At 70.3% G+C, this 25,447-nt stretch carries 27 protein-coding genes; 10 read left to right on the forward strand and 17 right to left on the reverse strand.

Translation table 11 applies throughout. The features are described 5' to 3' along the window. Window positions 1-69 precede the first annotated feature (69 nt). A complete protein-coding gene (locus ABD108_RS02480; protein WP_305109921.1) occupies window positions 70-1,575 on the reverse strand; it encodes a sensor histidine kinase in 1,506 nt (501 codons plus the stop codon). 82 nt (window positions 1,576-1,657) lie between these two features. Here ABD108_RS02480 and ABD108_RS22115 point away from each other — a divergent pair, with 82 nt between their 5' ends. Then, the gene (locus tag ABD108_RS22115; RefSeq protein WP_370452957.1) at window positions 1,658-1,732 is read left to right on the forward strand and encodes a 50S ribosomal protein bL37; all 75 of its coding nucleotides are present in this window, start codon (window positions 1,658-1,660) and stop codon (window positions 1,730-1,732) included. Between the two features lie 78 nt (window positions 1,733-1,810). Here the strand turns inward: ABD108_RS22115 and rsrA are convergent, their stop codons facing one another. Together rsrA and ABD108_RS02490 are read right to left on the reverse strand one after the other, a co-directional pair. Beyond that, the gene (rsrA, locus tag ABD108_RS02485) at window positions 1,811-2,092 is read right to left on the reverse strand and encodes a mycothiol system anti-sigma-R factor (RefSeq protein WP_220656222.1); all 282 of its coding nucleotides are present in this window, start codon (window positions 2,090-2,092) and stop codon (window positions 1,811-1,813) included. Next, window positions 2,089-2,766, reverse strand: coding sequence for a sigma-70 family RNA polymerase sigma factor (locus tag ABD108_RS02490; protein WP_304941235.1), 678 nt, complete (start codon window positions 2,764-2,766; stop codon window positions 2,089-2,091). The genes rsrA and ABD108_RS02490 overlap by 4 nt, the downstream gene beginning before the upstream one ends. A 112-nt stretch (window positions 2,767-2,878) precedes the next feature. On the opposite strand from ABD108_RS02490, the gene ybaK reads away from it, so the two are divergent. Next, window positions 2,879-3,367 (forward strand): Cys-tRNA(Pro) deacylase, encoded by a 489-nt coding sequence (gene ybaK / locus ABD108_RS02495; protein ID WP_220656223.1) that lies wholly within the window; start codon window positions 2,879-2,881, stop codon window positions 3,365-3,367. Window positions 3,368-3,434: 67 nt separating this feature from the next. Continuing rightward, entirely contained in the window at window positions 3,435-5,534 is a 2,100-nt protein-coding gene (locus tag ABD108_RS02500) for an SDR family oxidoreductase (protein WP_343929148.1), read from the forward strand. Here ABD108_RS02500 and ABD108_RS02505 read toward each other — a convergent pair. Next, entirely contained in the window at window positions 5,524-6,174 is a 651-nt protein-coding gene (locus tag ABD108_RS02505; RefSeq protein WP_343929149.1) for a helix-turn-helix domain-containing protein, read from the reverse strand. The two genes, ABD108_RS02500 and ABD108_RS02505, sit on opposite strands and share 11 nt — an antisense overlap. A gap of 60 nt (window positions 6,175-6,234) precedes the next feature. On the opposite strand from ABD108_RS02505, the gene ABD108_RS02510 reads away from it, so the two are divergent. After that, window positions 6,235-6,627: a VOC family protein gene (locus ABD108_RS02510; RefSeq protein WP_343929150.1), complete on the forward strand. Its 393-nt coding sequence runs from the start codon at window positions 6,235-6,237 to the stop codon at window positions 6,625-6,627. 82 nt (window positions 6,628-6,709) lie between these two features. Then, on the forward strand, window positions 6,710-8,062 hold the full coding sequence (locus ABD108_RS02515) for an NAD-dependent succinate-semialdehyde dehydrogenase (RefSeq protein ID WP_305109924.1): 1,353 nt from the start codon (window positions 6,710-6,712) through the stop codon (window positions 8,060-8,062). Window positions 8,063-8,068: 6 nt separating this feature from the next. On the opposite strand, the gene ABD108_RS02520 is transcribed toward ABD108_RS02515, so the two are convergent. Genes ABD108_RS02520 through ABD108_RS02530 form a run of 3 tightly spaced genes read right to left on the reverse strand, consistent with a single transcriptional unit; the run spans window position 8,069 to window position 10,179 of the window. Then, complete coding sequence (locus tag ABD108_RS02520; protein WP_220656228.1) at window positions 8,069-8,833, reverse strand: SOS response-associated peptidase; 765 nt, start codon at window positions 8,831-8,833, stop codon at window positions 8,069-8,071. Then, entirely contained in the window at window positions 8,834-9,289 is a 456-nt protein-coding gene (gene soxR, locus ABD108_RS02525) for a redox-sensitive transcriptional activator SoxR (protein ID WP_220656229.1), read from the reverse strand. Window positions 9,290-9,321: 32 nt separating this feature from the next. Beyond that, window positions 9,322-10,179: a hypothetical protein gene (locus ABD108_RS02530; protein WP_343929151.1), complete on the reverse strand. Its 858-nt coding sequence runs from the start codon at window positions 10,177-10,179 to the stop codon at window positions 9,322-9,324. 74 nt (window positions 10,180-10,253) lie between these two features. On the opposite strand from ABD108_RS02530, the gene aroA reads away from it, so the two are divergent. Both aroA and rsgA read left to right on the forward strand, forming a co-directional pair. Beyond that, complete coding sequence (gene aroA, locus ABD108_RS02535) at window positions 10,254-11,543, forward strand: 3-phosphoshikimate 1-carboxyvinyltransferase (RefSeq protein WP_343929152.1); 1,290 nt, start codon at window positions 10,254-10,256, stop codon at window positions 11,541-11,543. After that, entirely contained in the window at window positions 11,513-12,532 is a 1,020-nt protein-coding gene (rsgA, locus tag ABD108_RS02540; RefSeq protein ID WP_255585488.1) for a ribosome small subunit-dependent GTPase A, read from the forward strand. Before aroA ends, rsgA begins: the two co-directional genes overlap by 31 nt. Before the next feature lies 1 nt (window position 12,533). On the opposite strand, the gene msrA is transcribed toward rsgA, so the two are convergent. The 6 genes from msrA to ABD108_RS02570 form a co-directional block, all read right to left on the reverse strand. Continuing rightward, window positions 12,534-13,070, reverse strand: a complete 537-nt coding sequence (gene msrA, locus ABD108_RS02545) for a peptide-methionine (S)-S-oxide reductase MsrA (RefSeq protein WP_305109927.1) — start codon at window positions 13,068-13,070, stop codon at window positions 12,534-12,536. 87 nt (window positions 13,071-13,157) lie between these two features. Continuing rightward, window positions 13,158-13,619 carry a GNAT family N-acetyltransferase gene (locus ABD108_RS02550; RefSeq protein WP_220656233.1) on the reverse strand — a complete coding sequence of 154 codons (462 nt, stop codon included), beginning with the start codon at window positions 13,617-13,619 and terminating at the stop codon, window positions 13,158-13,160. Further along, on the reverse strand, window positions 13,616-14,506 hold the full coding sequence (locus ABD108_RS02555; protein ID WP_305109929.1) for a metal-dependent hydrolase: 891 nt from the start codon (window positions 14,504-14,506) through the stop codon (window positions 13,616-13,618). Before ABD108_RS02555 ends, ABD108_RS02550 begins: the two co-directional genes overlap by 4 nt. An 80-nt stretch (window positions 14,507-14,586) precedes the next feature. Continuing rightward, window positions 14,587-15,957, reverse strand: coding sequence for an FAD-dependent oxidoreductase (locus ABD108_RS02560; RefSeq protein ID WP_220656235.1), 1,371 nt, complete (start codon window positions 15,955-15,957; stop codon window positions 14,587-14,589). A 66-nt stretch (window positions 15,958-16,023) separates the two neighbouring features. Next, window positions 16,024-17,415, reverse strand: coding sequence for a fatty acid desaturase family protein (locus tag ABD108_RS02565; RefSeq protein WP_343929153.1), 1,392 nt, complete (start codon window positions 17,413-17,415; stop codon window positions 16,024-16,026). A gap of 39 nt (window positions 17,416-17,454) precedes the next feature. Then, entirely contained in the window at window positions 17,455-18,741 is a 1,287-nt protein-coding gene (locus ABD108_RS02570) for a fatty acid desaturase family protein (RefSeq protein ID WP_305109932.1), read from the reverse strand. A 256-nt stretch (window positions 18,742-18,997) separates the two neighbouring features. Here ABD108_RS02570 and ABD108_RS02575 point away from each other — a divergent pair, with 256 nt between their 5' ends. Next, the gene (locus ABD108_RS02575; protein WP_305109933.1) at window positions 18,998-19,339 is read left to right on the forward strand and encodes a hypothetical protein; all 342 of its coding nucleotides are present in this window, start codon (window positions 18,998-19,000) and stop codon (window positions 19,337-19,339) included. A 30-nt stretch (window positions 19,340-19,369) separates the two neighbouring features. On the opposite strand, the gene ABD108_RS02580 is transcribed toward ABD108_RS02575, so the two are convergent. From ABD108_RS02580 to ABD108_RS02595, 4 genes are all read right to left on the reverse strand, one after another. Next, window positions 19,370-20,629: a fatty acid desaturase family protein gene (locus ABD108_RS02580; RefSeq protein ID WP_220656239.1), complete on the reverse strand. Its 1,260-nt coding sequence runs from the start codon at window positions 20,627-20,629 to the stop codon at window positions 19,370-19,372. 125 nt (window positions 20,630-20,754) lie between these two features. Continuing rightward, a complete protein-coding gene (locus ABD108_RS02585) occupies window positions 20,755-21,900 on the reverse strand; it encodes a ferredoxin reductase (RefSeq protein ID WP_220656240.1) in 1,146 nt (381 codons plus the stop codon). Window positions 21,901-21,979: 79 nt separating this feature from the next. Beyond that, window positions 21,980-22,522 carry a DUF6912 family protein gene (locus ABD108_RS02590; RefSeq protein ID WP_305109935.1) on the reverse strand — a complete coding sequence of 181 codons (543 nt, stop codon included), beginning with the start codon at window positions 22,520-22,522 and terminating at the stop codon, window positions 21,980-21,982. Continuing rightward, the gene (locus tag ABD108_RS02595; RefSeq protein ID WP_220656242.1) at window positions 22,519-23,925 is read right to left on the reverse strand and encodes a WS/DGAT/MGAT family O-acyltransferase; all 1,407 of its coding nucleotides are present in this window, start codon (window positions 23,923-23,925) and stop codon (window positions 22,519-22,521) included. The genes ABD108_RS02590 and ABD108_RS02595 overlap by 4 nt, the downstream gene beginning before the upstream one ends. A 109-nt stretch (window positions 23,926-24,034) precedes the next feature. On the opposite strand from ABD108_RS02595, the gene ABD108_RS02600 reads away from it, so the two are divergent. After that, entirely contained in the window at window positions 24,035-24,622 is a 588-nt protein-coding gene (locus ABD108_RS02600; protein WP_305109937.1) for an Rv3235 family protein, read from the forward strand. 122 nt (window positions 24,623-24,744) lie between these two features. Next, the gene (locus ABD108_RS02605; protein ID WP_305109938.1) at window positions 24,745-25,428 is read left to right on the forward strand and encodes a lysophospholipid acyltransferase family protein; all 684 of its coding nucleotides are present in this window, start codon (window positions 24,745-24,747) and stop codon (window positions 25,426-25,428) included. Window positions 25,429-25,447 lie beyond the last annotated feature (19 nt).

Genomic DNA, 25,447 nt, shown 5'->3' on the forward strand with positions numbered 1-25,447 from the left:
GCTGTACTCGAAGAAAGCCCGGTGGCCACAGGCCGCCGGGCTTTCTCGTGTCCGGGGGGGCGGTGACGATCAGGCCGGTTGCAGCGGTACCCGCAGTACCGCATCGGTCCCGCCGGACGGTCCGGCCGCCAGCGTGATCTCGCCGCCCAGTTCGGACGCGACCAGCGTCCGCACGATCTGCAGCCCCAGCCGGTCCGAGTCGCCGAGCGCGAATCCCTCGGGCAGGCCGGCACCGTCGTCCCGGACGATCACCTCCAGCCGCCGGGTGGACCGGTCCGCCAGCAGTTCGACGGTGCCCGTCTCGCCGACCCCGTAGGCGTGCTCGATCGCGTTCTGGATCAGCTCGGTGACCACCATCACCAGCGGCATGGCCCGATCGGCGTCGAGGAACCCGAAGTCGCCGCGGCGCAGCACCGTGACGGCGGCCGTGGCACCGCCCGAGGCGGGCGCCACATCCGCCATGATCGGGATCAGCCGGTCGACCACGCCGTCGATGTCGACCTGCTCGTCGACGCTCATCGACAGCGTCTCGTGCACCAGAGCGATCGACGCGACCCGGCGCACCGACTCGAACAGCGCGCGCTTGGCCTCGTCGTTGCGGGTGCGGCGGGCCTGCAGGCGCAGCAGCGCCGAGACGGACTGCAGATTGTTCTTCACCCGGTGGTGGATCTCCCGGATGGTGGCGTCCTTGGAGATGAGCGCCCGGTCGCGCCGCTTGAGCTCGGAGACGTCGCGCAGCAGCACCACCGCCCCCGCGGGACGGCCGCCCGGACGCAGGCCCAGCACCCGCAGCACCACCGTGACGCCGCCGGTCGTCAGTTCCAGGCGGGCACCGTCGCCCCGGGCCAGCGCACCGTCGAGCGCGTCGGTGAGCTCCTCGGATTCGAACCGGTCCCCCACCAACTGCGCGGACAGCTCCGCGAGCACGCTGCCCTCCAGATCCGTGAAGGCCCCCATCCGGCGGTACGCCGACTGCGCGTTCGGGCTCGCGAAGACCACCGTGCCCTCGGGGTCGAGGCGGATGAAGCCGTCGCCCGCGCGGGGCGAGGCCTCGCCGGTGGGGTGATCCTCCGGTTCCGGGAAGGCGCCCTCGGCCACCATCTTGGAGAGGTCGTCGGCGCACTCGGTGTAGGCCACCTCCAGCGGGCTGGGCGTGCGCGGATGGGTCACGTTGAAGTCCCGGGTGAGCACCGCGATCACCTCGCCCTTCCACAGCACGGGCACCGCCTGGCGGCGCACCCGCACCGGCCCGGTCCAGGTGGGGGTGACGCCGCGGACCACCACGCCGCCCTCGTACGCCGCGTGCAGCGTGGGCGCCTGCCAGGGCTCGACGGTGACCTCGATGCCGTCGGTGTCGTAGACGGTGGGCCGGGTGTTGGGCCGGCACTGCGCGATGCACACGTATCCGGGCTCGCGGGAATCACTCTCGGCCGAGTCCTCGCGCACCCAAAGCCGCAGGTCGGCGAAGGACAGATCGGCGAGCAACTGCCACTCGGCGACGATCCGCTGCAGGTGCCGGGCCGCGCGTCCGGGCAGATCCGTGTGGATCGCCAGGAGGTCGGCGAGGGATGCCATGCGACCGCCTTTTTGTCGTCTCGTGCTGCCGCGTGAAACAATAGCGGGTACTGCGATGTCCGAGGCCAGGAAGGAGACCGCCATGGGAAAGCGTGGACGTAAGAAGCGCGCGCGCAAGAAGAACGCTGCCAACCACGGCAAGCGTCCGAACTCCTGACCCGCTCAGGTTTCGAAGCTTCACATGAACGAGGGCCCGTCGGCGTATCGCCGACGGGCCCTCGTTGTGTGCTGAGTACTACTCGGAGCGGAACCGCACCTCGGTATGGCGGAGCGTGATGGTGAGGCGCTCGCGCAGGCTCTCGGGGGCACGATCGCCGCCGCACTTGCGGCCCACGAGCGCCTTGATCTGCTGCTCGATCCCGTAGTGCGACAGGCACTGCGAGCACCCGTCGATGTGCGCCTTGAGCCGGGCCTTGGCCTCGGTATCGCACTCGTTGTCCAGGAGTAGCCAGATATCGGCCATCACCGCGGAACAGTCGAGCTCAAGGTCCGGATTGCCGTCCGACGAGTACGTCACTTCTCAACCTCCTGATCGGCGCCGCCGTCGGCAGCGGTGCCGTCCCGCAGGAAGCCGCGCTCGCGCGCGACCCCTTCCAACTCGGTGCGCAGCTGCCGCCGGCCGCGGTGCAGCCGCGACATCACGGTGCCGATCGGCGTGCCCATGATCTCGGCGATCTCCTTGTACGGGAAGCCCTCCACATCGGCGTAGTACACCGCCATGCGGAAGTCCTCCGGGAGCTTCGCGAGCGCTTCCTTGATCTCGTCATCGGGCAGCGCGTCCAGCGCCTCGATCTCCGCCGAGCGCAGGCCGGTGGAGCTGTGCTCCGCCGTGGCCGCGAGCTGCCAGTCGGTGATCTCGTCCGTGGGGTACTGCGCCGGCTGCCGCTGCTTCTTGCGGTAGCCGTTGATGTAGGTGTTGGTGAGGATCCGGTACAGCCAGGCCTTGAGGTTGGTGCCCTTGCGGAAGCTGCGGAAGGCGCTGTAGGCCTTCACGTAGGTCTCCTGCACCAGATCCTCGGCGTCGGCCGGGTTGCGGGTCATCCGCAGCGCGGCGCCGTACAGCTGATCGAGCAGCGGCAGCGCCTCGGCCTCGAACCGGGCCGTGAGCTGCTCCTCCGACTCGACCTCGGCTTCGGTATCGCCCTGCGCCTGGTCCAGCTCGGTCACATCCGTGATGTCGCCGTCCGTCATGCCTCCGAAGGCTACCGGTCGGTCGAGCACCGCTGCTCCGCTACCTGCACTCACGAATGCTGCAACAGCGGCGCGGCCGGGCTTGTTCCCGGCGGTCACTAGGATCGGCCGCATGGGGAAGAAGAACGCCGCGGCCACGCCGGCGATCGCGGCGCTGCAGGCCGCGGGGGTCGAGTTCGCCACGCACGAGTACACGCACGATCCGCGCGCGGAGTCCTTCGGCGGCGAGGCCGCGCAGGCGCTCGGCCACGACCCGGCACGCGTCTTCAAGACCCTGGTGATCAGCGACGGCAAGCAGCTCGCGGTGGCCGTGGTGCCCACCTCCGGCAAGCTCAGCCTCAAGGCCGCGGGCACCGCGCTGGGCCTGCACCGGCCCGCGATGGCCGATCCCGCCGACGTGCGGCGGGTGACCGGCTACGTGCTCGGCGGGGTGTCGCCGCTGGGCCAGCGCAAGCGGCTGCCGACCGCGATCGACGAGACCGCGCTCACCTTCGAGACCGTCTTCTGCTCCGCCGGGCGGCGCGGTCTGGAGGTGGAGCTGGCACCGTCGGACCTGGTGGCCCTGACGACGGCGGTGGTGGCGCCGCTCGCCGCACCGTGATAATCAGGGGGTGAGCGCGGTCGCGAACCGTTTGTCGACGGCCGCCACGGAAAGTAGGTTGCAGGGCATGGCCAGCTACTTCGTCACGGGCGGGACCGGCTTCATCGGTCGCGCCGTGGTGGCACGCCTCGCCGCCGCCGACCGCGACGCCACGATCTACGTGCTGGTCCGTGATCAGTCGCTGCCCCGGTTCGAGCGCCTCATCGCCGATCTCGGCCACGAATCGGCACCCCAGGTGGTCCCGGTGGCCGGCGACGTCACCGCGCCCGGACTCGGCATCGCACCGGGCGATCTGCCCGAGCACGTGGACCACGTGATCCACCTCGCCGCCCTGTACGACATGGACGCCCCCGAGGAGGCGCAGCAGCTGACCAATGTCGAGGGCACCCGGAACGTGATCGAGGCCGCCCGTGCGCTCGGCGCCACGCTGCACCACGTCTCCTCCCTCGCCGTGGCCGGCAACTTCGAGGGCCGCTTCACCGAGACCGACTTCGATGTGGAGCAGGAGTTCCCCAGCCCGTACCACCGCACCAAGTTCGAGGCCGAGAAACTGGTGCGCGAGTCCGACGTGCCGTGGCAGGTGTACCGGCCGTCGATCGTGGTGGGCGATTCGGTGACCGGCGCCAGCGACAAGATCGACGGGCCGTACTACTTCTTCCCGTTCCTGCGGCTGATGGGCACCATCCCGCACCACCTGCGGGTCCCCTTCGCCAACCTCGGCTACACCAACATCGTGCCGGTCGATTTCGTGGCCGCGGCGCTGGTCGCACTCGTCACCGCACCGCAGGAACCGGGCACCGTGTACCACCTGGCCGACCCCAAGGGCCAGAGCATGACCACCGTCTACGACGCCGTCGCGCCCGCCTTCTCGGGGCCGAAGACGGTCTCGCTGCCGGGCGCGCCGCTCGGCGAGTTCGCCGCGCGGGTGGGCCGCCGCAACGAGGTGCGCGCCCTGCGCGACACCGTGGCCCGGCAGCTGGGCATCCCGCCGTCGGTGCTCGACTACCCGTTCTTCAACACCCGCTTCGATTCCGCCGCGACGCATGCGGCGCTGGACCGGCTCGGCGTGCGGCTGCCGCGGCTCAAGTCCTACGGCCCCCGCATCTTCCGGTACTGGGCTGAGCACCTCGATCCGTCCCGCAACCGGCGCGACGATCCGCGGGGACCGTTGGTGGGCAAGCACATCCTGCTCACGGGCGGCTCCTCGGGCATCGGCAAGGAGGCCGCGAAGCAGGCGGCCCGCAAGGGCGCCAACGTCTTCATCGTGGCCCGCAAGCCGGAGGACCTGGCCGATGCGGTCGCGGAGATCGAGGCCGAACCGGGGGTGCCCGGCGTGCCGAAGGGCATCGTCCGCGCCTACCCCTGTGATGTGACCGATCCCGAGGCCGTGCGCACCACCGTGCAGCAGATCCTGGCCGAACACGGTCACGTGGACGTGTTGGTCAACAGCGCCGGCCGGTCGATCCGGCGGGCCACCATCAACTCCGTCGACCGCGCCCACGACTACCAGCGCACCATGGCGGTGAACTACTTCGGCGCGGTGTACCTGATCCTGGAACTGTTGCCGCACATGAGCGCCCGCAAATCCGGCCACGTGGTGAACGTCTCGTCGATCGGCGTGCAGGTGCGGGGTCCGCGGTTCGCGGCGTACGTGGCGTCGAAGTCGGCGCTGGAGGCGTTCAGCGATATAACCGCGTCCGAGACCATGTCGGATCACGTGACCTTCACCAACATCCACATGCCGCTCACCCGCACACGGATGATCGAGCCCACCGACGGCTACGACAACGCGATGGCGCTGCCCGTCGAGAAGGCCGGACAGATCGTGGTGCGCGCCATCGTCGAGCGGCCGCGGCGGATCGACACCCCGCTGGGCACGCTCGCCCAGTTCGGACAGTTCCTCTCGCCGCGGATCTCCGCGGCCGCACAGCACCAGGGCTACCTGCTGTTCCCCGAATCCGCTGCGGCGGAGGGGCGCGAGCGGGGCGCCGAGGTGATCGAGGTGGAGGCGCCGCCCGCGCCCCGCGGGAAACTGGCCGCCACCAAGGACGGCGCGAAGGACCTCTCGACCGCGGTCGCCAGCCCGCTGTTCGGGATCTCGGGCGATCAGGGCCTGCGCCGCATCGCCCGCAAGACGATCAACCGGCTGCCCGGCATCAACTGGTAGCGCGCAGTTCCCGCGGCGTGGTCCCGGTGAGCGCCCGCACCTCCCGGGTCAGGTGCGCCTGATCGGCGAAGCCCGCCGCTGCCGCGACCGCCGCCAGCGGACCACCGCCTCGGATCGCGGCCACGGCCCGCTGGAACCGCAGGATCCGCGCGAGCGTCTTGGGGCCGTAGCCGAAGGACCGCTGGGCCAGCCGGTGCAGGGCGCGCTCGCCGAGCCCCGCCTCGGATGCGATGGCGCTCACCGGGCGTCCCGCGCCGAGTCGCGCGGCGATGCCGGTGATCCGCGGATCCAGGTCGACCCCGTCCAGCAGGCCCGCCGCGATCTCCTCCGGATCGGCGGAGAGCACCATCCGGCGGTGCGGAAGCACCTCGGCGAGGGCGACCCGCGCGCCGGTGAGCTCGTCGGCGGCGAGGCCGAGCAGCTGCGGCAGCATCCCCGGCGGGAACCGCAGCCCGTCGATCCGCGCACCGTCGTTCCCGGCCACTCGCGCCGCGACGGCGTCCGGCCCGGCGACGATCGGCGCGCCGTCGATCACGATGACGTCCATGCAGCCGTCGGGCAGGATCAGCGCCGGTGCGGCACTGCCCGTCGAGCGCCAGCGGACCGCTCCGGGGATCGAGGCGGGACGCTCGCTGTACACCCCTCGAGTATGTCCGAAACGTTCAAGACCGCGGGCGGTCGCGGCGAATACGGTGCTGCCATGACTGAACGACTGCGTTTCGACGCCATCGGTATGGTGACCGAAGATCTCGCCGCCTCCCTCGCCTTCTACCGCCGCCTGGGCCTGGACATCCCCGACGGTGCCGAGCACGAGCCGCACGTCGAGGCCCTCCTGCCCGGCGGGATGCGCCTGATGTGGGACAGCGTGGACGTGATCCGCACGATGGAACCCGATTGGGTCAAGCAACCCGGGCAGAACGCCACGTTGTGCGTGCGGTGCGCCTCACCGGCGGTGGTCGACGAGGTCCACGCCGAACTCGTCGCCGCCGGAAGTCCCAGTGCCATGGAACCTTTCGACGCACCGTGGAACCAGCGGTACGCCGCCGTCGAGGACCCGGACGGGTACCAGGTGCAGCTCTTCGCCGACCAGTAGCACGGACAACCACCCACCGTTCGCCGCGGACGCCTATCGTTGGGAGCGAACCCGTTCCGTCCCCCACGAGGAGATCCCGAAGATGGTCGACGTCCAGTACGCAGTCACGAACCCGGCGACCGGTGAGGTGCTCGAGACCTACCCCACCGCCGAGCCCGCCGAGATCGAAGCCGCCCTGGCCGCGGCCTCGCACGCGGCGCGCACGTGGCCCCTGGAGTCGACGGTGGCCGATCGCGCCGCGCTGGTGCGCCGCGTCGCGGAACTGCACACCGAGCGCCGGCAGATGCTGGCCGAGATCATCCACCGCGAGATGGGCAAGCCCATGGAGGACGCCCTCGGCGAGGTCGACTTCTCGGCGGCGATCTACACCTACTACGCCGACAACGCCGAGCAGCTGCTCGCCGATCAGCCGGTGCCGCTGCTGGAGGGCGACGGCTCCGCGGTGATCCGGCGCGGCCCGATCGGCGTGCTGCTGGGCATCATGCCGTGGAACTTCCCCTACTACCAGGTGGCCCGGTTCGCCGGACCGAACCTGGCCGCCGGCAACACGATCCTGCTCAAGCACGCGCCGCAGTGCCCGGAGTCGGCCGAGGCGATGCAGCTGATCTTCAACGAGGCGGGGCTGCCGTCCGGCGCGTACGTGAACATCCGCGCCACCAACGAGCAGGCCGCCGAGATCATCGCCGACCCCCGGGTGGCGGCGGTCTCGCTGACGGGCTCCGAGCGGGCCGGCGCCGCCGTGGCCGAGGTGGCCGGGCGGAACCTGAAGAAGTGCGTGCTGGAACTGGGCGGCTCGGACCCGTTCATCCTGCTGTCCACCGACGATCTGGACGCCACCGTCGATTCCGCGGTCGCGGCCCGCCTGGACAACACCGGGCAGTCCTGCAACGCCGCGAAGCGGTTCATCGTGGCCGGCGATCTGTACGACGACTTCCTGGCCAAGTTCACCGAGAAGATCCTGGCCGCCACCGATTCCATCGCCCCGCTCTCGTCCGAGCGGGCCGCGGAGAACCTGGAGAAGCAGCTCGCGGAGGCCGTGACCGGCGGCGCGAAGCTCGCGATCGTGGGCGAGCGGCGCGGCGCCCACTTCCCGCCCGCGGTGCTCACCGGTGTCACCGAGGACAACCCGGCGTTCCGGCAGGAGCTGTTCGGCCCGGTGGCCACCGTGTACCGGGTGGAGGGCGAGGCGGAGGCCGTCGCGCTGGCCAACGACACCCCGTTCGGCCTGGGCTCCTACGTCTTCACCACCGACGCCGAGCAGGCCGCCCGGATCGCCGACCGCATCGAGGCCGGCATGGTCTTCGTCAACGGCGTGCTCGCCGAGGGTGCCGAGCTGCCCTTCGGCGGCATCAAGCGCTCGGGTTTCGGCCGCGAGATGGGCCCGCTGGGCATCGAGGAGTTCCTCAACAAGAAGCTCATCCGCACGGTCAAGTAAGCGGGATCAGAGCAGGCTGAGCTGGCCCGGTTCGCTGCCCGGCTCGGCCCGCTCGATCAGCGCGGGGCCGTCGTTCTTCACGGAGTTCACCAGCGCCGATACCGGGCGGATCTCGATCCGCTCGGCCACGTCGAGCCCGGGCGGCAGCAGCAGGCCCGGGTCGGCGGGGCCGTCGGGATTGAGCCACTCGTCGAACAGGTCGGGGGTGAGCACGAGCGGCATCCGGTCGTGCACCTCGCGCAGCGGCCCCACGGCCTCGGTGGTGAGCACCGTGGCCGACAGGGTGGGCGGCACATCGAGCCCGGCGCCCTGCGGCCGCCACACCGACCACAGGCCCGCGATGTACATCCGGGTGCCGTCGACCGGGGTGAGGTACATCGGCTGCTTGCGCGGCTTCTTCACCACCTCGGGATCCTCCAGCAGCTGCCACTCGTACCAGCCGTCCATCGGGATCAGGCAGCGCTTGTTCTTCACCGCCGTGCGGAAGGCCGGCTTCTCGGCCACCGATTCGGCGCGGGCGTTGAACAGCGGCGGGCCGCTGAGCGTCTTCTGCCAGGACGGCAGCAGTCCCCAGCGCACGGTGCGCAGCCGCCGGGTGGCGGGCTCGTCGGGCTGCTCGCGCGAGTGCCGGGCCACGACGGCGACCACGTTCGTCGTCGGTGCCACGTTGTAGCCGGGCACGTCCAGCTCGGTGCCCTCGGTCTCATCGACGGCGTCGATCTCCGCCGCCAGCAGCGCCGGATCGGTGGTCACGGCGTACCGTCCGCACATCTACTGCTCCTCGAAGCTGTCGAAGACGCGGCGCGGCCCCGCGCCGGTGGTGGCGAGCGCATCGTGCGGGTTGGCCAGCGAACACGAGGCCATCGACAGGCAGCCGCAGCCGATGCAGTCGGTGAGGTTGTCGCGCAGCCGGGTGAGCTCGTCGATGCGGTGCGAGAGGTCGCTGTGCCAGTGCCGGGACAGGCGCTCCCAGTCCTTCTTGGTGGGCGTGCGGCCGTCGGGCAGGGTGGCGAGCGCCTCGCGGATGGTGGCGAGCGGGATCCCCACGCGGTGGCTGATCCGGATGAAGGCCACCCGGCGCAGCGTCTCGCGGGAGAAGCGGCGCTGATTGCCGGTGGTGCGCCGCGAGGTGATCAGGCCCTCGCGCTCGTAGAAGTGCAGCGCGGACACCGCCACGCCGCTGCGCGCGGCGAGCTGACCCACGCTGAATTCCCGGGTGGATTCCACCCCGCCAGCCTACCTGGACAAAGGTTCAGGGATCAGCGTGCGGCGGGCTTCGGTGCCGCCGACGACGCCGGAGCCGGGGCCGGCTTGGGGGCCGGAGCGGGAGCGGGCTTCGCCGACGGGGCGGCGGGTGCGCCCGGCTTGGCCGACGGGGCCGCGCTCGCCGGGGCGGGGGCGGGCTTCGCCGTGGGCTCCGGCGGCTTCTTGATGATGGCGATCTGCGTGGTCAGCAGGTCGACCGCCACCTGATCGTCGGCACCGATGTACGGCGAGGGCTCCCGCGACTCCTTGCCGCCGCGCAGCGACATGGTGACGCCGTTGACCACGGCGGTGTACTGCCGCGAGGTGAGGTACTGCACCTGGGTGCCGCGCTTGGACTTCTGCACGAACTCCAGGCCCAGGCCATCGGGGGCACCCGTCACGGCGATGGTGCGCACGCTGACCTCGTTGACGATGTCGCCGGTGATCGCCTTGAAGGTGCCGCACTTGGGGAGCGCGGCGCGCTGCGGCGCGAGATCGACGGCGAACTTCGAGACCACCATCGACCAGGTGGTGCCGCGCACCGAACCGTTGGTCTGCGCGGTGTCCGTGCCCTTGGGGATCGGGAAGCCCGCGTACAGCGCCTTGCACTCGGCGGGTTCGACGCGCGCGGAGTTCAGGGTGGCCCAGGCGGCGTTCCAGCCGGCGGCGGCACCGGAGAGCACGGCGCCGGAGAAGTTCACCGAATCCGGGAGGTTGCCCGAACCGATCACCAATTCGCCGGCCGAGTTCTTGGGCGGCTCCACCGGCTTCGGCGGCTCCGCACCTGCGGACGGCGCGAGAACGGCCGTGGCGGCGGCCACGGCGGCGGCAGCGGCGACTGCCTTGCCCACGGACGAACGAGTGCGCTTCATTTTCGAGGTCTCCCGGCGGTGTATCTGCAGCGTCTTTCTGCCGAGCAAGGTAGCACGGAGGTCAGGCCACCCTCATGTGCAAGGATGAGCTGGTGGAGCGGTTGGAGCTATGGAATGCGCCCCTCGCATCGGGTCCGGTGACGGGCACCGTCGGGCTGCCCGGCTCGAAATCGATCACCAACCGCGCGTACATCCTTGCGGCGCAGGCATCGTCGGCCTCGACGCTGACCAACACGTTGCGCAGCCGCGACACCGACCTGATGGCCGGGGCGCTCTCCGCACTGGGCGCGAACGTGAACTTCGTTACTGACACCACGGTTACCGTGACCGGCGGCGCCCTGCACGGCGGCGCGGTGGACTGCGGCCTGGCCGGCACCGTGATGCGCTTCCTGCCCCCGCTCGCCGCCGGGGCGCGCGGCACCTCCCGGTTCGACGGTGACCCGCAGGCCCGGGTCCGGCCGCTGGGCACCGTGCTCGACGCACTGCGCGGGCTGGGCGCCCGGATCGACGGCGACGCACTGCCCTTCACGGTGCACGGCGACGGACCGATCCGCGGCGGCGCCGTGACCATCGACGCGTCGGCGAGCTCGCAGTTCGTCTCCGGCCTGCTGCTGAGCGGGCCGAGCTTCGCCGAGGGCGTCACCGTGCACCACGACGGCAAGCCCGTGCCGTCGATGCCGCACATCGAGATGACCGTCGACATGCTGCGCGCCGCCGGTGCCGAGGTGGACACCTCCGAGGCGAACACCTGGCGCGTGGCGCCAGGCGGGCTGCGCGGGCACGACTGGACCGTGGAACCGGACCTGTCCAACGCCACCGTCTTCCTCGCGGCCGCCGCGGTGACCGGCGGCGCCGTCACGGTGCCGCACTGGAATCCGCAGTCCACCCAGCCCGGCGTGCAGTTCGCGGACATCCTCGCCGAGATGGGCGCCCGGGTGACCCACGCCGACGGTGCGCTCACCGCCACCGGCACCGGCACGCTGCATGGCGTGGACTGGGACCTGCGCGATATCGGCGAGCTCACGCCCACCGTCGCGGCGCTGGCCGCGCTCGCGGACTCCCCGTCGCACCTGCGGGGCATCGCCCACCTGCGCGGCCACGAGACCGACCGGCTGGCCGCCCTCACCGCGGAGATCACCGCGCTCGGCGGCCGCTGCACCGAGACCGAGGACGGCCTCACCATCGAACCCGCCGCACTGCACGGCGGCGTCTGGCACAGCTACGCCGACCACCGGATGGCCACCGCCGGGGCGATCCTGGGCCTGGTCACCGAGGGCGTGCAGGTGGAGGACATCGGCACCACCGCCAAGACGATGCCCGACTTCCCCGCCCTGTGGCACGCACTCCTGGACGGTCGATCCTGAGCAAGCGCGAATACGACGAGACCGATGTCCGGGTGCGCCCGGGCAAGAGCAGTCGGCCGCGCACCAAGAACCGCCCCGACCACAGCGACGCCGCCACCGCGATGGTGGTCTCGGTGGACCGCGGCCGCTGGGGCTGCGCCCTCGACGGCGACCCGGACCGCATCATCACCGCCATGCGCGCCCGGGAACTGGGCCGCTCCCCCATCGTGGTGGGCGATTCCGTGGGCGTGGTGGGCGATCTGTCCGGCCGCAAGGACACCCTCGCCCGGATCGTGCGGGTGGACGAGCGGAAGACGGTGCTGCGCCGCACCGCCGACGACACCGACCCGTACGAGCGGATCGTGGTGGCCAACGCCGAGCAACTGCTGATCGTGACCGCCCTGGCCGATCCGCCGCCGCGCACCGGCTTCGTGGAGCGCACGCTGATCGCCGCCTACGCCGGCGGTCTGACCCCGGTGCTGTGCCTGACCAAGAACGACCTCGCCGACGCGGACGAGTTCACCGCCGCGTTCGCCGACCTCGACCTGCAGGTGCTGCTCGCCGGGCGGGGCGATCCGATCGACGAGGCCCGCGATCTGCTCACCGGGAAGGTGACGGCCCTGATCGGGCACAGCGGCGTCGGCAAATCGACCCTGGTCAACCGGCTCGTGCCCGATGCGAACCGGGCCACCGGCGTGGTCTCCGGGGTCGGGAAGGGGCGGCACACCTCCACCCAGTCGGTGGCGCTGTGGCTGCCCGACGGCGGGTGGGTGGTGGACACCCCCGGCATCCGCAGCTTCGGCCTCGCCCACATCTCCACCGACGACGTGATCGCCGCCTTCCCGGACCTCGCGGAGGCCACCGCCGACTGCCCGCGCGGCTGCACCCACCTGGGGCCGCCCGCCGACCCGGAGTGCGCCCTCGATCAGCTCGAGGGCACCGCGCACCGTCGGGCGATGGCGGTCCGTGCCCTGCTCACGGACATGGCCGCCACGCCCGACTGGGCCTGAGCTAGGCGCTCGCGCGCTTGGGCAGCTTCCAGCCCGGCCGCGGGAAGTGGCAGGTGTAGCCGTCCGGGTACTTCTCCAGGTAGTCCTGGTGCTCCGGTTCGGCCTGCCAGAACGGTCCCGGCGCCTCGATCGTGGTGACCGCCTTGCCCGGCCACAGGCCCGAGGCGTCGACGTCGGCGATCGTCTCGCGGGCGACCTCCTCCTGCTCCGCGCTCAGCGGGAAGATCGCCGAGCGGTAGCTGGAGCCGATGTCGTTGCCCTGCCGGTCCTTCGTGGACGGATCGTGGATCTGGAAGAAGAACTCCAGGATGTTCCGGTAGTCGGTGGCCTTCGGATCGAAGACGATCTCGACGGCCTCGGCGTGACCGGGATGGTTGCGGTAGGTGGCGTTCGGGTTGGTGCCACCGGTGTAGCCGACCCGCGTCGCGAGGACGCCGGGCTGCCGGCGGATCAGGTCCTGCATGCCCCAGAAGCAGCCGCCCGCGAGGACGGCGGTCTCGGTGCCTTCGGTGGTGGTGATGGTGCCGGTGTCGGTCATGAGCTCCCTCTCCGGCGGCCCGATCGGGTTCTGCCGCCGACTACTCCAACATCGACGGTACGCCGACCATTCCGTCCGGGCCGGCGCCTACAGCGCGAGCGTGAGGTAGGTGCTGTTCGGATCGACGACGTAGCCGCCGAACGGTCCGGTGTCGGTGAAACCGTGGGCGCGGTACAGGGCCCGCGCCGGTGCGAAGAAGTCCTGGCTGCCCGTCTCCAGGGAGATCCGCGCGATCCCGCGGGAGCGGGCGTCGTCGATCGCGAAGGCCAGCAGGGCCCGCCCGATCCCCCGGCCCCGCGCCTGCGGTGCGGCCCGCATGCTCTTGAGTTCCTCGTGGCCGGGTTCCACCTCGGCAAGGGCGATGGTGCCCAGCAGCGCACCGTGCTCGTGCAGGGTCCACAGCCGCACCCGCGGATGTTGCAGCTCGGTGAGATCGAGCGCGTGCTGGCTCTCGGGCGGCGCCGTGGGCGCCATATCCGCCAGGTGCGCGGCGAGGAACTCCGCGAGCGCCGGATCCGCGAAGTCGGCGCGCGAGATCGCTTGCGTCACTGGGCCGATGCGCGAACGGCGGGCGAGGTGGCGAGGTAGGCGCGGGCCTGTTCGGTGGACCCGATACTGTCCGGGTGGAAGCGGGGATCGAAGTACAGGAGCGTGAACCACACCAGGCTGCGCACGGGCGGCAGCACACCGCGGTGCGAGGCCCGCAGGTAGCGCAGCACGAAGCCGATGAGCGACTGCCGGCGGCCGGTACGGGCACCGGTCACGTAGCGCCCCACCCGCGGGATGCCCACGACCATGAAGGCCAGGATCGTGAGCATCGCGCGGCACCGGTGCAGGTAGCCGGGATCGAAGTAGTGCGCGACATCGTGCGCCACCGCGCGGTGCTCGACCTCCTCGGCGCCGTGCCAGCGGCAGATGTCGGCCATCGTGGGGTCCACGTCGAACCGCTCCCAGTCGGCGTTGAGCGCGAAGACGCCGAGGATCGCCGTGTAGTGCTCGATCGCGGCCACCAGCCACAGCCGCTGCACCATGTCGTTGTAGCGGACCTTGGCCGAGCGGGACCGCGTGCGCGGCCCGAGGATCCGGCGGAAGGCGAACTCCATCTGGCGCAGGAACGGGGCAGTGTCCACGCCGCGCCGCTCCAGGTAGGCGGTGACCGCACCGTCGTGCGATTCGGCGTGCATGGCCTCCTGGCCGATGAACCCGCGCATCACCCGCGCGAGGTCCTCGTCCTTGACGTAGGGCAGCGCCTCGGTGAACACCTCGCAGAACCAGCGCTCCCCCTCGGGCAGCACCATGTGCAGCAGCCCCGTCGTGAAATCGCTGGCGAACGGGTCGCCCTTGATCCATTCGAGCGGTGTGTCCGTCCAGTCGAAGGTCACGTTGCGGGCGTGCAACTCCAGGACCTCGGCGGGGATCTCCTGCTGCTGCGTCATCGTGGACCGCCTCTGCTCGCGCCATTCCTACATGAGTGAATATTGACTACTTTCTATCACTCCGGGCGCGGTGTCAACGGTTACGCGGTGGCGCCGCCCTGTGCCGCATCGACCATGGCGTCCACACTGGTGAGCTTCACCCGGGGCCGCTCCAGGGGCTCCGCGAGCGCGGTCTCGTGCGCGTCGATGGCCACCCAGCCGTCGTACTCCACGAGATTCGGCACGCGCTCGGCGATGATCGCCTCCACCCGCGCACCGTCGAAGTCGCTGCGCTCCAGCTTCCCCGCCGCGGCGTCGGCGAGCAGCACCGAGACGGTGTCGCGCGCGCAGTCCCGGTTGGTCGGGATCACGCCCGACGGTCCGCGCTTGATCCAGCCCACCACGTAGTGGCCGGGCAGCGGCGCACCGTCGTAGCCCACGATCCGGCTGTCCGCGTTGCGGAAGACGCCGCGCTCGGTGTCGAAGGGGATGCCGGGGATCGGCGTGCCGTGGTACCCCACGGCATGGATGACCAGGCCCGCAGCGTGTTCGGCGACGGTCCCCGTGGGCTGCGCCTCGACGGTGCCGTCCGGGCCCTCGACCAGTTCGTTCGTGGCGACCGAGACGGTGCCGACCCGATCACCGCCGCCGATGCCGACCACCGAGCGGAGGAACTTGAGCACGATCCGGCGATCCGCACCGGTCGGCTCCTGCGCGGCGAGCTTGCGCAGCTGCTTGAGGTTGTTGCGCTCGACCGGCGGGCGCGCCTTATCGCGCTCCTTGTCCTCGACGGGGACGTCGGCCGGGTCGACGATCACGTCGACGCCGGGGAGCTTGCCCAGCTCGGCGACCTCGGAGGGGGTGAACGCGGCGTGTTCGGCGCCGCGGCGGCCGAGGACGACCACCTCGCGCACCGCGGAACGGCGGAGGGCTTCGAGCGCGTGATCGGCCATGTCCGTGCCGGCCAGCTTCTCGACATCGGTGACCAGGATCCGGGCGGCGTCCAGCGCGACATTGCCGTTGCCGATCACCACGGCGCGGTCCACGCCGAGGTCGACGTCCAGGTCGCAGCGGTCGGGATGGCCGTTGTACCAGCCCACGAAGTCGCTGGAGGGGTGGTTACCGGGGAGCCAGGCCCCGTCGACCTCGAGCCGGCGGCCGCCGGACGCGCCGATCGCGTAGATCACGGCGTCGTACCACTGCGCCAGCTCGGCGGCGGTGACATCGGTGGCCACCTCGACATTGCCGAAGTAGCGGAAGTTCTCGTGCTGGGCGGTGCGGTCGAAGATCTTGGTGACCGATTTGATCGCGGGGTGATCCGGCGCGACACCGTATCTGACCAGTCCGAACGGTGTGGGGAGCCGGTCGTAGACATCGACGGTGACCTCGATGTCGTCCTGTTCGAGCAGGTTCCCGGCGGCGAAGAATCCCGACGGCCCGGAACCCACGATCGCTACGCGCAACGGCTTCATCCACGTACTCCTGAAACGACCCGTCCCCAGAAGCGCCCGGGGGCTACCCAAAGTCGGCAGTCTACGTCACACGCGGCGGCGTTTGCGGCTGCGACGTTCGCGCCGCTCCTCGACGCGCCTGCGACCCAGTTCGGCGAGTGCGGTGCGCAGCCCCACCCGCTGCACCGTCTCCTGCGCGGCCTGTGCCGCCTCCTGGGCGTGCACCAGCCGCTCGTGCGCGTTCTCCTGCGCGTGCACGAAGCGCTCGTGCGCGTTCTCCTGCGCGTGCACCAACCGCTCGTGCGCGGCCTCCTGGGCCTGCGCGAGGCGCTCGCGGGCCGAGGCGAACCGCAGCTCGGACGCGGTCTCGGGGGCGTCGTCCGAGGTGGCCCGGAGCCAGCGGTCCGGCAGCGAGAGCTTGGCGATGGTGCGCTGCGAGAGGTAGTACTGCCGCAGCAGCGGCCCCTCCGTGTAGGGCAGGTCGTACTTCTCGCACAGCGCGCGCACCTTCACGCTGATCTCGGCCAGCCGGTTCGACGGCAGGTCCGGGAACATGTGGTGCTCGATCTGGTAGCTCAGGTTGCCGGTCATGAAATCCATGGCGCGGCCGCCCGAGATGTTCGCGCTGCCCAGCATCTGGCGCAGGTACCACTCGCCCGGCGTCTCGTCGACGATGGACTCGGTGGTGAACTTCTCGGCGCCGTCCGGGAAGTGGCCACAGAAGATCACCACGTAGGTCCACACGTTGCGGATCACGTTCGCGGTGAGGTTCGCGCTCATGGTGCGCCCGAAGGAGCCGCCCACGGCCTTGCTGAGCACCGGGTAGATCAGGAAGTCCTTGCCCAGCTGGCGGGCCGCCTTGGTGCCCATCTCGCGGAGCTGCTTGCGGGTCTGCGGCCAGGGCTTGTTGCCGGCGAAGGCCTGCGCCAGCTCGATGTCGTGCAGGGCGATGCCCCACTCGAAGGTGAGCCCGAGGAAGAGGTTGTTGAGGAACTGCGCGGAGCGCTTGGCCTGCCACTGCTCGTCCCGCGTCACCCGGAGCACGCCGTAGCCCACGTCGAGGTCCTTGCCCACGACGTTGGTGTACTTGTGGTGCAGGAAGTTGTGCGAGTGCTTCCAGTGGGCGCCGGGGCACGCCATGTCCCACTCCCAGCTGGTGGAGTGGATCTCGGGATCGTTCATCCAATCCCACTGCCCGTGCATCACGTTGTGCCCGAGCTCCATGTTCTCGATGATCTTGGCGACCCCGAGCATGCCCGCACCCGCGCTCCACAGCCAGCGGTTCTTGGCGCCGAGCAGCACCAGACGGCCGGAGAACTCCAGCGCGCGCTGCGCGCGGATCACGCCGCGGATGTACCGCGCGTCCCGGTCGCCGCGCGACGCCTCGATCTCGGCCCGGATCGCGTCGAGTTCCCGCGCGAGCTGCTCGATGTCGGCGTCATCGAGGTGTGCGTATTCGCCGACATCTGTGATAGCCACGTCTTTAAGGCTACGCCGTCTGCGCGGTGATCTCGCCCGCTACTTGCTCGCCGCCAGCTCCTCGACGTGGCTGCGCAGGCCACGACGGTTGCCCTCGGCGTCGATCTCGCCCTTGACCACGGTGGACGTGCCGGTCTCGTCGTAGAAACGCTTGTTCGAGTGGGTCTCGGGCGCATCATCGACGGTGGCCTTGAGGAACCGATCGGGCAGTGAGAGCTTGATCACGGTGCGCCAGGACTCGGCGTACTGCTTCCACATCGGGCCCGTGTTGTACGGCAGGTCGTACTTCTCGCAGATCTCCTGCACGCGGGCGGCGAGGTAGTTGTACCGGTTCGAGGGCAGATCGGGGTACAGGTGGTGCTCGATCTGGCGGCCCAGGTGACCGGTGATGAAGTGCAGCGCGTTGCTGCCCTCGAAGTTCGCGGTGCCCAGCATCTGGCGCAGGTACCACTCGGGGAGGGTCTCGTTGTCGATGTCCTCGATGGTGAACTTCTCGGCGTCGTCCGGGAAGTGACCGCAGAAGATGGTCATGTGGTCCCAGACATCGCGGACGGTGTTGGCCACGTAGTTGGCGGAGGCGGCCTTCTTGTAACCGCGGGCGCCGGTGAAGGGCACGGCCATGGCCGGGAACAGCACGTAGTCCTTGGCGGTCTGCTTACCGATCTTGGTGAGCACCACCTTGAGCCGGCTGCGGAACTCTTCCCAGTCGTAGTTCGCGTACTGCTCGCCACCGTTGAACATCGCCTTCATGGCGTTCATCAGCTCGAGATGCTGCACGGCCTTGCCGTACTGGAAGCCGGTCATCAGGATGAAGTTGTACACCGGGTTGAACAGCATGTACGGCTCCCACGGCTGATCGCGCGTGACGCGCAGGATGCCGTAGCCGATGTCGTCGTCCATATCGGTGACGTTGGTGTACTTGTGGTGCATGTAGTTGTGGGTGTGGCGCCAGAACTTGCCGTCCGAGGCCGAGTCCCACTCCCAGCTGGTCGAGTGGATCTCCGGATCGTTCATCCAGTCCCACTGCCCGTGCATGATGTTGTGGCCGAGCTCGTTGTTCTCGATCACCTTGGCGTACGACAGGCACGCGGCGGAGGCGGCCCAGGCGGCCTTGCCCTTCCAGCCCTTCATGCCGGCGGCCAGGCCGAAGACGCGGCCGGCGGTCTCGGCGACGCGCTGGCTCTTGATCACGCGGCGGACGTACTTGGCGTCCTCCTCGCCGCGGCTCTCCTCGATCTCACGACGCAGCGCGTCCAGCTCTGCACCGAGCGCCTCGATATCGGCGTCGGTGAGGTGCGCGTACTCCGCGATGTCAGTGATAGCCACGAGGCGATCCCCAATCGGTCAGACCGCATGCGGCGGCCGTCGTCTTTGAACGGTATCGAGAGTAACAGGCCCGTGGGACGAAATCACGATTGTTGTCCCACGTGGGGCTCAGGTCACACCTCGGCCCCGTCACAGCCCTGCGGCGAAGACGGTGACGGGCCGAGGCGTCACTGAGACGGTTTAGGGACATGGCGTGGGGACCGTGGGTGATGTCGCAAACACCGTGCGGCAGTCACCTACCGAAGGAGAACGCAGCATGCGTACCACCGTCACCTCGACCCGGACCCGCATCCTCACCGCCGTGGCCGGGACCGCCGTCGCCGCCGGCGCCGTCGTCGGAGGCTTCGCCGCGGCCGGCGCCGCGGGCGCCGAGCCCACCGGCACGGAGAACCTGCAGAAGTGCACGGCCTACATCAACGCGGACGGCTCGCTCAAGGACGCCCCCAAGGAGGGCTGCCTGCCGGTCGACCCGTTCACCGAGCCCGGCCTCACGCTGGAGCAGCGCAAGGCGCTCATCAACACCGACGCCGGCACGCGGGCCGGCGGCTCCGCCGATCAGGACTTCAAGGAGCTCGAGGCGAAGTTCGGCACGAAGTAACCGCCGCAGCGCCTTCCGCCGTCGCGACCGTCAGGCGCGACGGCGGCGGCGTGCGTGCACGGCCGCACGCGCGGCCTTGAGACCGAACCGGCGGCCGGTGCGCTCATCGACCCGGGGCTGCGCGAACTCGGTGCCCGCGAACATCGCCTCGCTCGCCGTCTCGGGCGCGTCGTCGGCGGTGTCGCGCAGGTACTTGTCGGGCAGCGAGAGCTTGGCGATGGTGCGCCAGGACTTGTAGTACTGCACGTGCAGCGGGCCGATCGTGTACGGCAGATCGTACTTCTCGCACAGCGCGCGCACCCGGACACCGATCTCCGACAACCGATTCGACGGCAGGTCCGGGAACAGGTGATGCTCGATCTGGTAGCTCAGATTCCCGGAGAGGAAGTCGATCACCGGGCCGCCGGACAGGTTCGCGCTGCCCAGCATCTGCCGCAGGTACCACTCCGCCTGGGTCTCGTTGTCCACGTCCTGCTTGGTGAACTTCTCGGCGCCGTCGGGGAAATGGCCGCAGAAGATCACCGCGTTGGTCCACACGTTGCGGATCACGTTCGCCGTGATCGTCGCGGTGAGCGCCTTGCGCCAGCCGCGCTTGCCGCCGAACGGGATTCCCACCAGCGGGGCGGCCACGTAGTCCTTGAGCACCTGCCGGCCGATCTTGCGGCCCACGTCCGAGGCGTCGGCCTTGAACTTGGCCTGGTCGTACCAGGGCTTGTTCCACTTCTGCACCGCGCGGCCGATCTCCAGGTGCTGCACCGCCACGCCGTACTCGAAGAGCATCATCAAAAGCGTGTTGTAGACCAGGTTTCCGGCGTTGAACGGGGTCCACGGCTGATCCCGGGTGACGCGCAGCGTCTTGTAGCCCACGTCGTCGTCCATGTCCAGGACGTTGGTGTACTTGTGGTGCACGTAGTTGTGGGTGTGCTTCCACAGCCGGGAGGTGCCGGCGTTGTCCCACTCCCAGGTGGTCGAGTGCACCTCGGGATCGTTCATCCAATCCCACTGCCCGTGCATGATGTTGTGCCCGAGCTCCATGTTCTCGATGATCTTGGCCACGCCCAGCGATACCGCCGAGCCCCACCAGAATCCGCGCTTGTGCGCGCCGAGCAGCATCGCGCGACCGGCCACCTCGAGCCCCCGCTGGGCCGCGATCGTCTTGCGCAGATAGCGCACGTCCGACTCGCCGCGGACGGCCTCGATATCACGGCGGATGGCATCGAGTTCGGCGCCCAACGCCACCACGTCCGCGTCCGTGAGGTGCGCGTACTCGGGGATGTCGGTGATCGCCATGCGGGGTGCCGCCCTTCGTGATCCATCGAAGCCGTCTCTAACCTACGCAACCGTAAGTTACGGGGTCGTAGGCTGTCAACGCATGTGACGGACCCGGCGGGGAAGCCCGCCCTGGCGGTACCGGACTAGACGTCCAGGGTGCAGTCGCCCACCGCGACGGAGATGCACGTCTGGATGCGCTCACCCTCGGTGTGCAGATCACCGCTGCGCAGATCGCGCACCTGGCCGTCGGCCAGCTGCACCACGCAGGTCTGGCAGATGCCCATGCGGCAGCCGAAGGGCATCTGCACGCCCGCGGCCTCGCCGGCCTCGAGGAGGGTGGTGGCACCGTCGACCTCGGCGGTCTTTCCCGACTTGAGGAAGGTGACATCGCCGCCCGAGGCGGAGACATCGGCGCGCTCGATGGTGAAGCGCTCCTGGTGCAGGCGCGACTCGATGCCGCGCTCCTTCCAGGCCACCTCCATGTCGTTGAGGAAGACGCCCGGGCCGCAGATCCAGGTCTGGCGCTCCTGCCAGTCCGGGACCACCTCGTCGAGGTTCTGCGGCGTGAGCCGGCCCGCGTCGCGGGTGTACCGCAGCTGCACGGTCACGTTGTCGTGGTTGGCGTCGAAGGCCTCGAGCTCGTCCCGGAACAGCGCCGCATCGGCGCTCGGGGCCGAGTGCACCGCCACGATGTCGGTGGAGGCGGGGATGCCGCGCCGCTCCAGCGTGCGCAGCATGGCCATCACCGGGGTGATGCCGCTGCCCGCGGTGAGGAACAGGACCTTGGGCGGCAGCGGATTCGGCAGGGTGAAATCGCCCGACGGTGCCTGCAGCCGCACGATCGTGCCCTCGGAGACCCCGGTGACCAGGTGGTTCGACAGGAAGCCCTCGGTCATCGCCTTGACGGTGATGGACACCAGCCGCGGCCCGCGGCCCTCGCCCATGTCCGGCACGGAGGTCAGCGAGTACGACCGCCAGGTCCACTTGCCGCCGACGAGCACACCGATGCCCACGTACTGGCCGGCCTCGTACTTGGTGTTGAAGCCCCAGCCGGTCTCGATGGTGAGCGTGACCGACTCGTCGGTCTCCTGCTGGACGCCGACGATCTTGCCGCGCAGCTCGCGCGCCGACCACAGCGGGTTGATCAGGTGCAGGTAATCGTCGGGCAGCAGCGGCGTGGTCAGCCGTGCCACCGCGCCGCGCACCAGATTGGTGCGCGGGTGCTCGGCGGAGACGTTCTTGGCCGGGGCTTCGAGCCAGTCACGGAAGGCACGGAACGAGTTGCTCATGACCCTGAGACTAGAGGGCCGCAACCCGATGGGACAATTCCAGTGATCTTGTCCCAGTCGTGGTCCCGGTCACGGAGCGCTACAGCAGCTCCAGCAGGAAGGGCAGTTCCTGGGTCGCGTACCAGGCCAGATCGTGGTCCTCGGCATCGCCGACGGCGAGCTCGGCGTCCTCGTCGCCCAGGTCCGCGGCGTCGACCACCTGCGCGGCCCGGACCACCGCCTCCTCCGCCTCGGAGACGTCCACGTGCACGGAGAGCACGTTCGACAGCTGGATCGGCTCGGTCACCTTGAGCACCGCGTCGTCGAGATCGGGACGCTCCTTGGCCTCCGGGACGTCCACCGTGATCACCACGCGCCGCACGGGATCCGGTTCGGCGGCGCCCTCCTCGGACTCCGCGGTCGCGCCCGGGGCATCGTCGTCGACGGCCAGCAGGCGCAGCGAGGCGCGCGCGGCGTGCCGCATCGCCGCCTCGGCGAGCTCCTCCTCGTCGCCGGAGGTGTAGGCCTCGCGGAGCGCGGGCGTCACGCCGAAGACGGTGCCGCCCAACGGGAACAGCTGACCATCGCGCTGCAGCACCTGCAGGCCGGCCAGAGTGGAAGGCACGTACACCCGGACTGTCATCGATCTCCCTTCGCTGAGGACGCCAGCTCGTCCAGCGCCTCGTACAGGAACTCGGTCATCGAGATCACGTCCCACATGCCATCGCGGTCGGCGTTGAGACCGAAGTACACCTTTCCGTTGTACGACGTGATCCCGATCGACACCACTTGGTTCGCGATGAGCGGAGGCACCGGGTACACCTGCTGCACCTCGATCCCGGCCAGGTACACCGGCGCCTGGGGCCCCGGCGCGTTCGTGACCAGGATGTTGAACGACCGCGGCGAGACGCTCATCGCGGTCCGCGCGCCCAGCGCGTGCAGCGTGGGCGGAGTGAAACCGCCGCTGGTCGCGAGCGCCCGCGCCGCCACCTGCCGGTTGCGGTCCACCTGCGCCGCCGCGCCGTGCGCGATCTGCCGCAGCCGCACCACCGCGTTGCCCTCGGCCACGGGCAGCCGCACGATGTACGCCCGCACCTGCTCCCCCACGCCCAGGCCCACATCGTCGACGGCGATCGGCTCCAGCACCCGCACCTCGGTGCCGGCGCTGATCGGCTCGCCGCGCGAGATCAGCCAGGTGCGCAGGCCGCCCGCCACCACCGACAGCAACAGATCGTTCACGGTGCAGCCGTAGGCCGCGCGGAGCCGGCGGAACTCCTCGAGATCCATGGCGACCACCGCGAACCGCCGGCTGCGCGAGATGGGCACGTTGAGCGAGCGCACCGGTGTCACCGCGGTGCGCGCGCGGACCAGCGAGGAGGCCCGCTCGATCACATCGGCGGCGTTCGCCTGCAGGCCGGTGATCGATTCGGCGACCTCGCCCACCACGCCCTGGATCATCGACGCGGTGCGCGCCGGCCGCGAGAGCATGTCGATCACGGCACCCATCACCAGCTCGCCGTCGCTGGGCTCGTGCTGCCCCATCCACAGGTCCTCGGGCAGCTCGGGCAGGCGCGGATCGGCGGTGAGCAGCAGCTGCATCAGATCGACGTTGGCGCGGCCGTCGACGAGCGCCAGGTGGGTCTTGGTGAACACGGCCAGCCGATCGCCGCCGAGGCCCTCGATGAGGTACACCTCCCACAGCGGCCGCTCCTTGTCGAGCGGGCGAGAATTCAACCGCGCCACCAGATCGTGCAGCTGATCGTCGCTGCCCGGCTGCGGCACCGCGGACACCCGCACGTGATAGGTGATGTCGAAATCGCGGTCCTCGACCCAGACCGGGCGGGCGATGCCCAGCGGCACCGTCCGGACCTTCTGCCGGTAGCGCGGGACCTCCGCGAGCCGCTCCTCGATCGCCGCCAGGAACTGCTCGTACTCGAGCCCCTCCGCCGGCCGCTGCACGATCGCCAGCGAACCGACGTGCGTGGGCGTGGTCGAGTCCTCCAGCGCGTAGAACTCCGCATCGGACTGGCTGAGCCTGCCCTTCATCCACGCCTCCCCACCGTTGCAATGCCATGTCGCGATGTCCGCGTCAGCATACGCTGACACCGCGACCGACCGGAGGGATCCTGACGCCGCCCTGATGCGTCTAACCGATATGGGGGCAATCGTCGTCGCGCCAGGTCGCACACCGCGTTCACCGCTGCATCCGCCGGTCCCACCGACCGGTCCGGCGCCGTGCGGATTCACCATTCTCCGTGCGCCGAACGCCGAACCCGCGGCGCTGCCGCTGCGCCGGCCGCGCACCGCGCACCGCGATGCGCCGCCGGTCCCCGAGCCCGCACCGCCGTCGGCCGCGCCGGCACCGTCGGGCGACGGGCCGGTGACCGCCGTGCACCCCGATGCCCAGCGCTTCGTGCTGTCCACGCTGCGCCCGCTGTTCGAGGTGCTCGATCGCCGCCGGCCGGCCCGGCACCTCACCGCGATCGCGTCCGCGACCGTGGTGGACGTCCTGCGCGTGCTCGCCGACTCCGGGACCGGGCTCACCGTGACCGGCTGGGGTCGGGTACACGTGGCCTCGCCGCGGGCCCTCACCCCGCGGCTGCGGCCCCGTCCCGACGATCCGGAGGTGGGTGCGGAGGTCTTCCTCACCTACAGCCGCGGCGGCCGGACGCTCGCCGCCGCGGGCCGCGTGGAAGCCGCGGCCGGACGGTGGCGGTGGGTCGCCTTCACCACGGCGGCATGAGAGCGCGGCATGCGATGGCGGCATGAGACGGCCGCGTGAACCGGCGGGGCGAACCCGGTAGCGGTGCGGCAACGGTTCGCCCGAATCCGCCCGCCCGGCGTCGAACCGCGGTACACAAGGGCATGTCCATCAGCGAATTGCGCGCCGCCTTCCGCTACCGGGTGGCCAGGCACCTGTTGATCGGCCCCGGCCTGTGGGCCTGGGGCCGGCCGAAGTTCACCGGCCTGGAGAACATCCCGCGCACCGGTCCGGTGATCCTGGCCGCGAACCACCTGGCGATCTCCGACTCCTTCTACGTGGTGCAGAGCGCGCGGCGGCCCGTGAGCTTCCTCGCCAAGGCCGACTACTTCACCCAGCCGGGCCTGCGCGGCAAGCTCAAGAAGATCTTCTTCTCCGGCATGGGGCAGATCCCCGTGGACCGCAGCGGCGGCACCGCCTCCTCCCCCGCGCTGGACGCGGCGACGAAGATCGTGCAGGACGGCGGCGCCTGGGGCATCCACCCCGAGGGCACCCGCTCGCCCGACGGTCGGCTGTACAAGGGCAAGACCGGCGCGGTGCGGGTGGCGCTGGCCACCGGCACCCCGATCGTCCCGATCGCCTTGCGCAACACCGAGGACCGCACGCTGAAGAACTTCTGGAAGCGTGAACCCGTCACCGTCGAGGTGCTGCCGCCGCTCGATCTCAGCGATGCGAGTCTCGACGACGAGGCCTCGGTGCGGCGCGCCACCGACGAACTGATGGACGTGCTCGCCAAGCACAGCGGCCAGGAACAGGTGCCCGCCTACGCCAAACCCGGCGGCAAGTAGCCGCCGGGTCCGGTGCTGC

It is taken from the genome of Tsukamurella strandjordii, assembly GCF_039525985.1.
GTDB lineage: Bacteria > Actinomycetota > Actinomycetes > Mycobacteriales > Mycobacteriaceae > Tsukamurella > Tsukamurella strandjordii.

What these genes read in the sequence shown, in the direction of transcription:
- ABD108_RS02500 (WP_343929148.1), top strand. Translation starts at nt 3,435, where the DNA reads ATGGCCAGCTACTTCGTCACGGGCGGGACCGGCTTCATCGGTCGCGCC.
- ABD108_RS02555 (WP_305109929.1), bottom strand. Translation starts at nt 14,506, where the DNA reads ATGACGCAGCAGCAGGAGATCCCCGCCGAGGTCCTGGAGTTGCACGCC.
- ABD108_RS02530 (WP_343929151.1), bottom strand. Translation starts at nt 10,179, where the DNA reads ATGAAGCGCACTCGTTCGTCCGTGGGCAAGGCAGTCGCCGCTGCCGCC.
- ABD108_RS02605 (WP_305109938.1), top strand. Translation starts at nt 24,745, where the DNA reads ATGTCCATCAGCGAATTGCGCGCCGCCTTCCGCTACCGGGTGGCCAGG.
- msrA (WP_305109927.1), bottom strand. Translation starts at nt 13,070, where the DNA reads ATGACCGACACCGGCACCATCACCACCACCGAAGGCACCGAGACCGCC.
- ABD108_RS02580 (WP_220656239.1), bottom strand. Translation starts at nt 20,629, where the DNA reads ATGGCGATCACCGACATCCCCGAGTACGCGCACCTCACGGACGCGGAC.
- ABD108_RS02575 (WP_305109933.1), top strand. Translation starts at nt 18,998, where the DNA reads ATGCGTACCACCGTCACCTCGACCCGGACCCGCATCCTCACCGCCGTG.
- ABD108_RS02595 (WP_220656242.1), bottom strand. Translation starts at nt 23,925, where the DNA reads ATGAAGGGCAGGCTCAGCCAGTCCGATGCGGAGTTCTACGCGCTGGAG.
- ABD108_RS02480 (WP_305109921.1), bottom strand. Translation starts at nt 1,575, where the DNA reads ATGGCATCCCTCGCCGACCTCCTGGCGATCCACACGGATCTGCCCGGA.
- ABD108_RS02600 (WP_305109937.1), top strand. Translation starts at nt 24,035, where the DNA reads ATGGGGGCAATCGTCGTCGCGCCAGGTCGCACACCGCGTTCACCGCTG.
- ABD108_RS02490 (WP_304941235.1), bottom strand. Translation starts at nt 2,766, where the DNA reads ATGACGGACGGCGACATCACGGATGTGACCGAGCTGGACCAGGCGCAG.
- ABD108_RS02515 (WP_305109924.1), top strand. Translation starts at nt 6,710, where the DNA reads ATGGTCGACGTCCAGTACGCAGTCACGAACCCGGCGACCGGTGAGGTG.
- ABD108_RS02510 (WP_343929150.1), top strand. Translation starts at nt 6,235, where the DNA reads ATGACTGAACGACTGCGTTTCGACGCCATCGGTATGGTGACCGAAGAT.
- ABD108_RS02520 (WP_220656228.1), bottom strand. Translation starts at nt 8,833, where the DNA reads ATGTGCGGACGGTACGCCGTGACCACCGATCCGGCGCTGCTGGCGGCG.
- ABD108_RS02560 (WP_220656235.1), bottom strand. Translation starts at nt 15,957, where the DNA reads ATGAAGCCGTTGCGCGTAGCGATCGTGGGTTCCGGGCCGTCGGGATTC.
- aroA (WP_343929152.1), top strand. Translation starts at nt 10,254, where the DNA reads ATGTGCAAGGATGAGCTGGTGGAGCGGTTGGAGCTATGGAATGCGCCC.
- ABD108_RS02585 (WP_220656240.1), bottom strand. Translation starts at nt 21,900, where the DNA reads ATGAGCAACTCGTTCCGTGCCTTCCGTGACTGGCTCGAAGCCCCGGCC.
- ABD108_RS02590 (WP_305109935.1), bottom strand. Translation starts at nt 22,522, where the DNA reads ATGACAGTCCGGGTGTACGTGCCTTCCACTCTGGCCGGCCTGCAGGTG.
- ybaK (WP_220656223.1), top strand. Translation starts at nt 2,879, where the DNA reads ATGGGGAAGAAGAACGCCGCGGCCACGCCGGCGATCGCGGCGCTGCAG.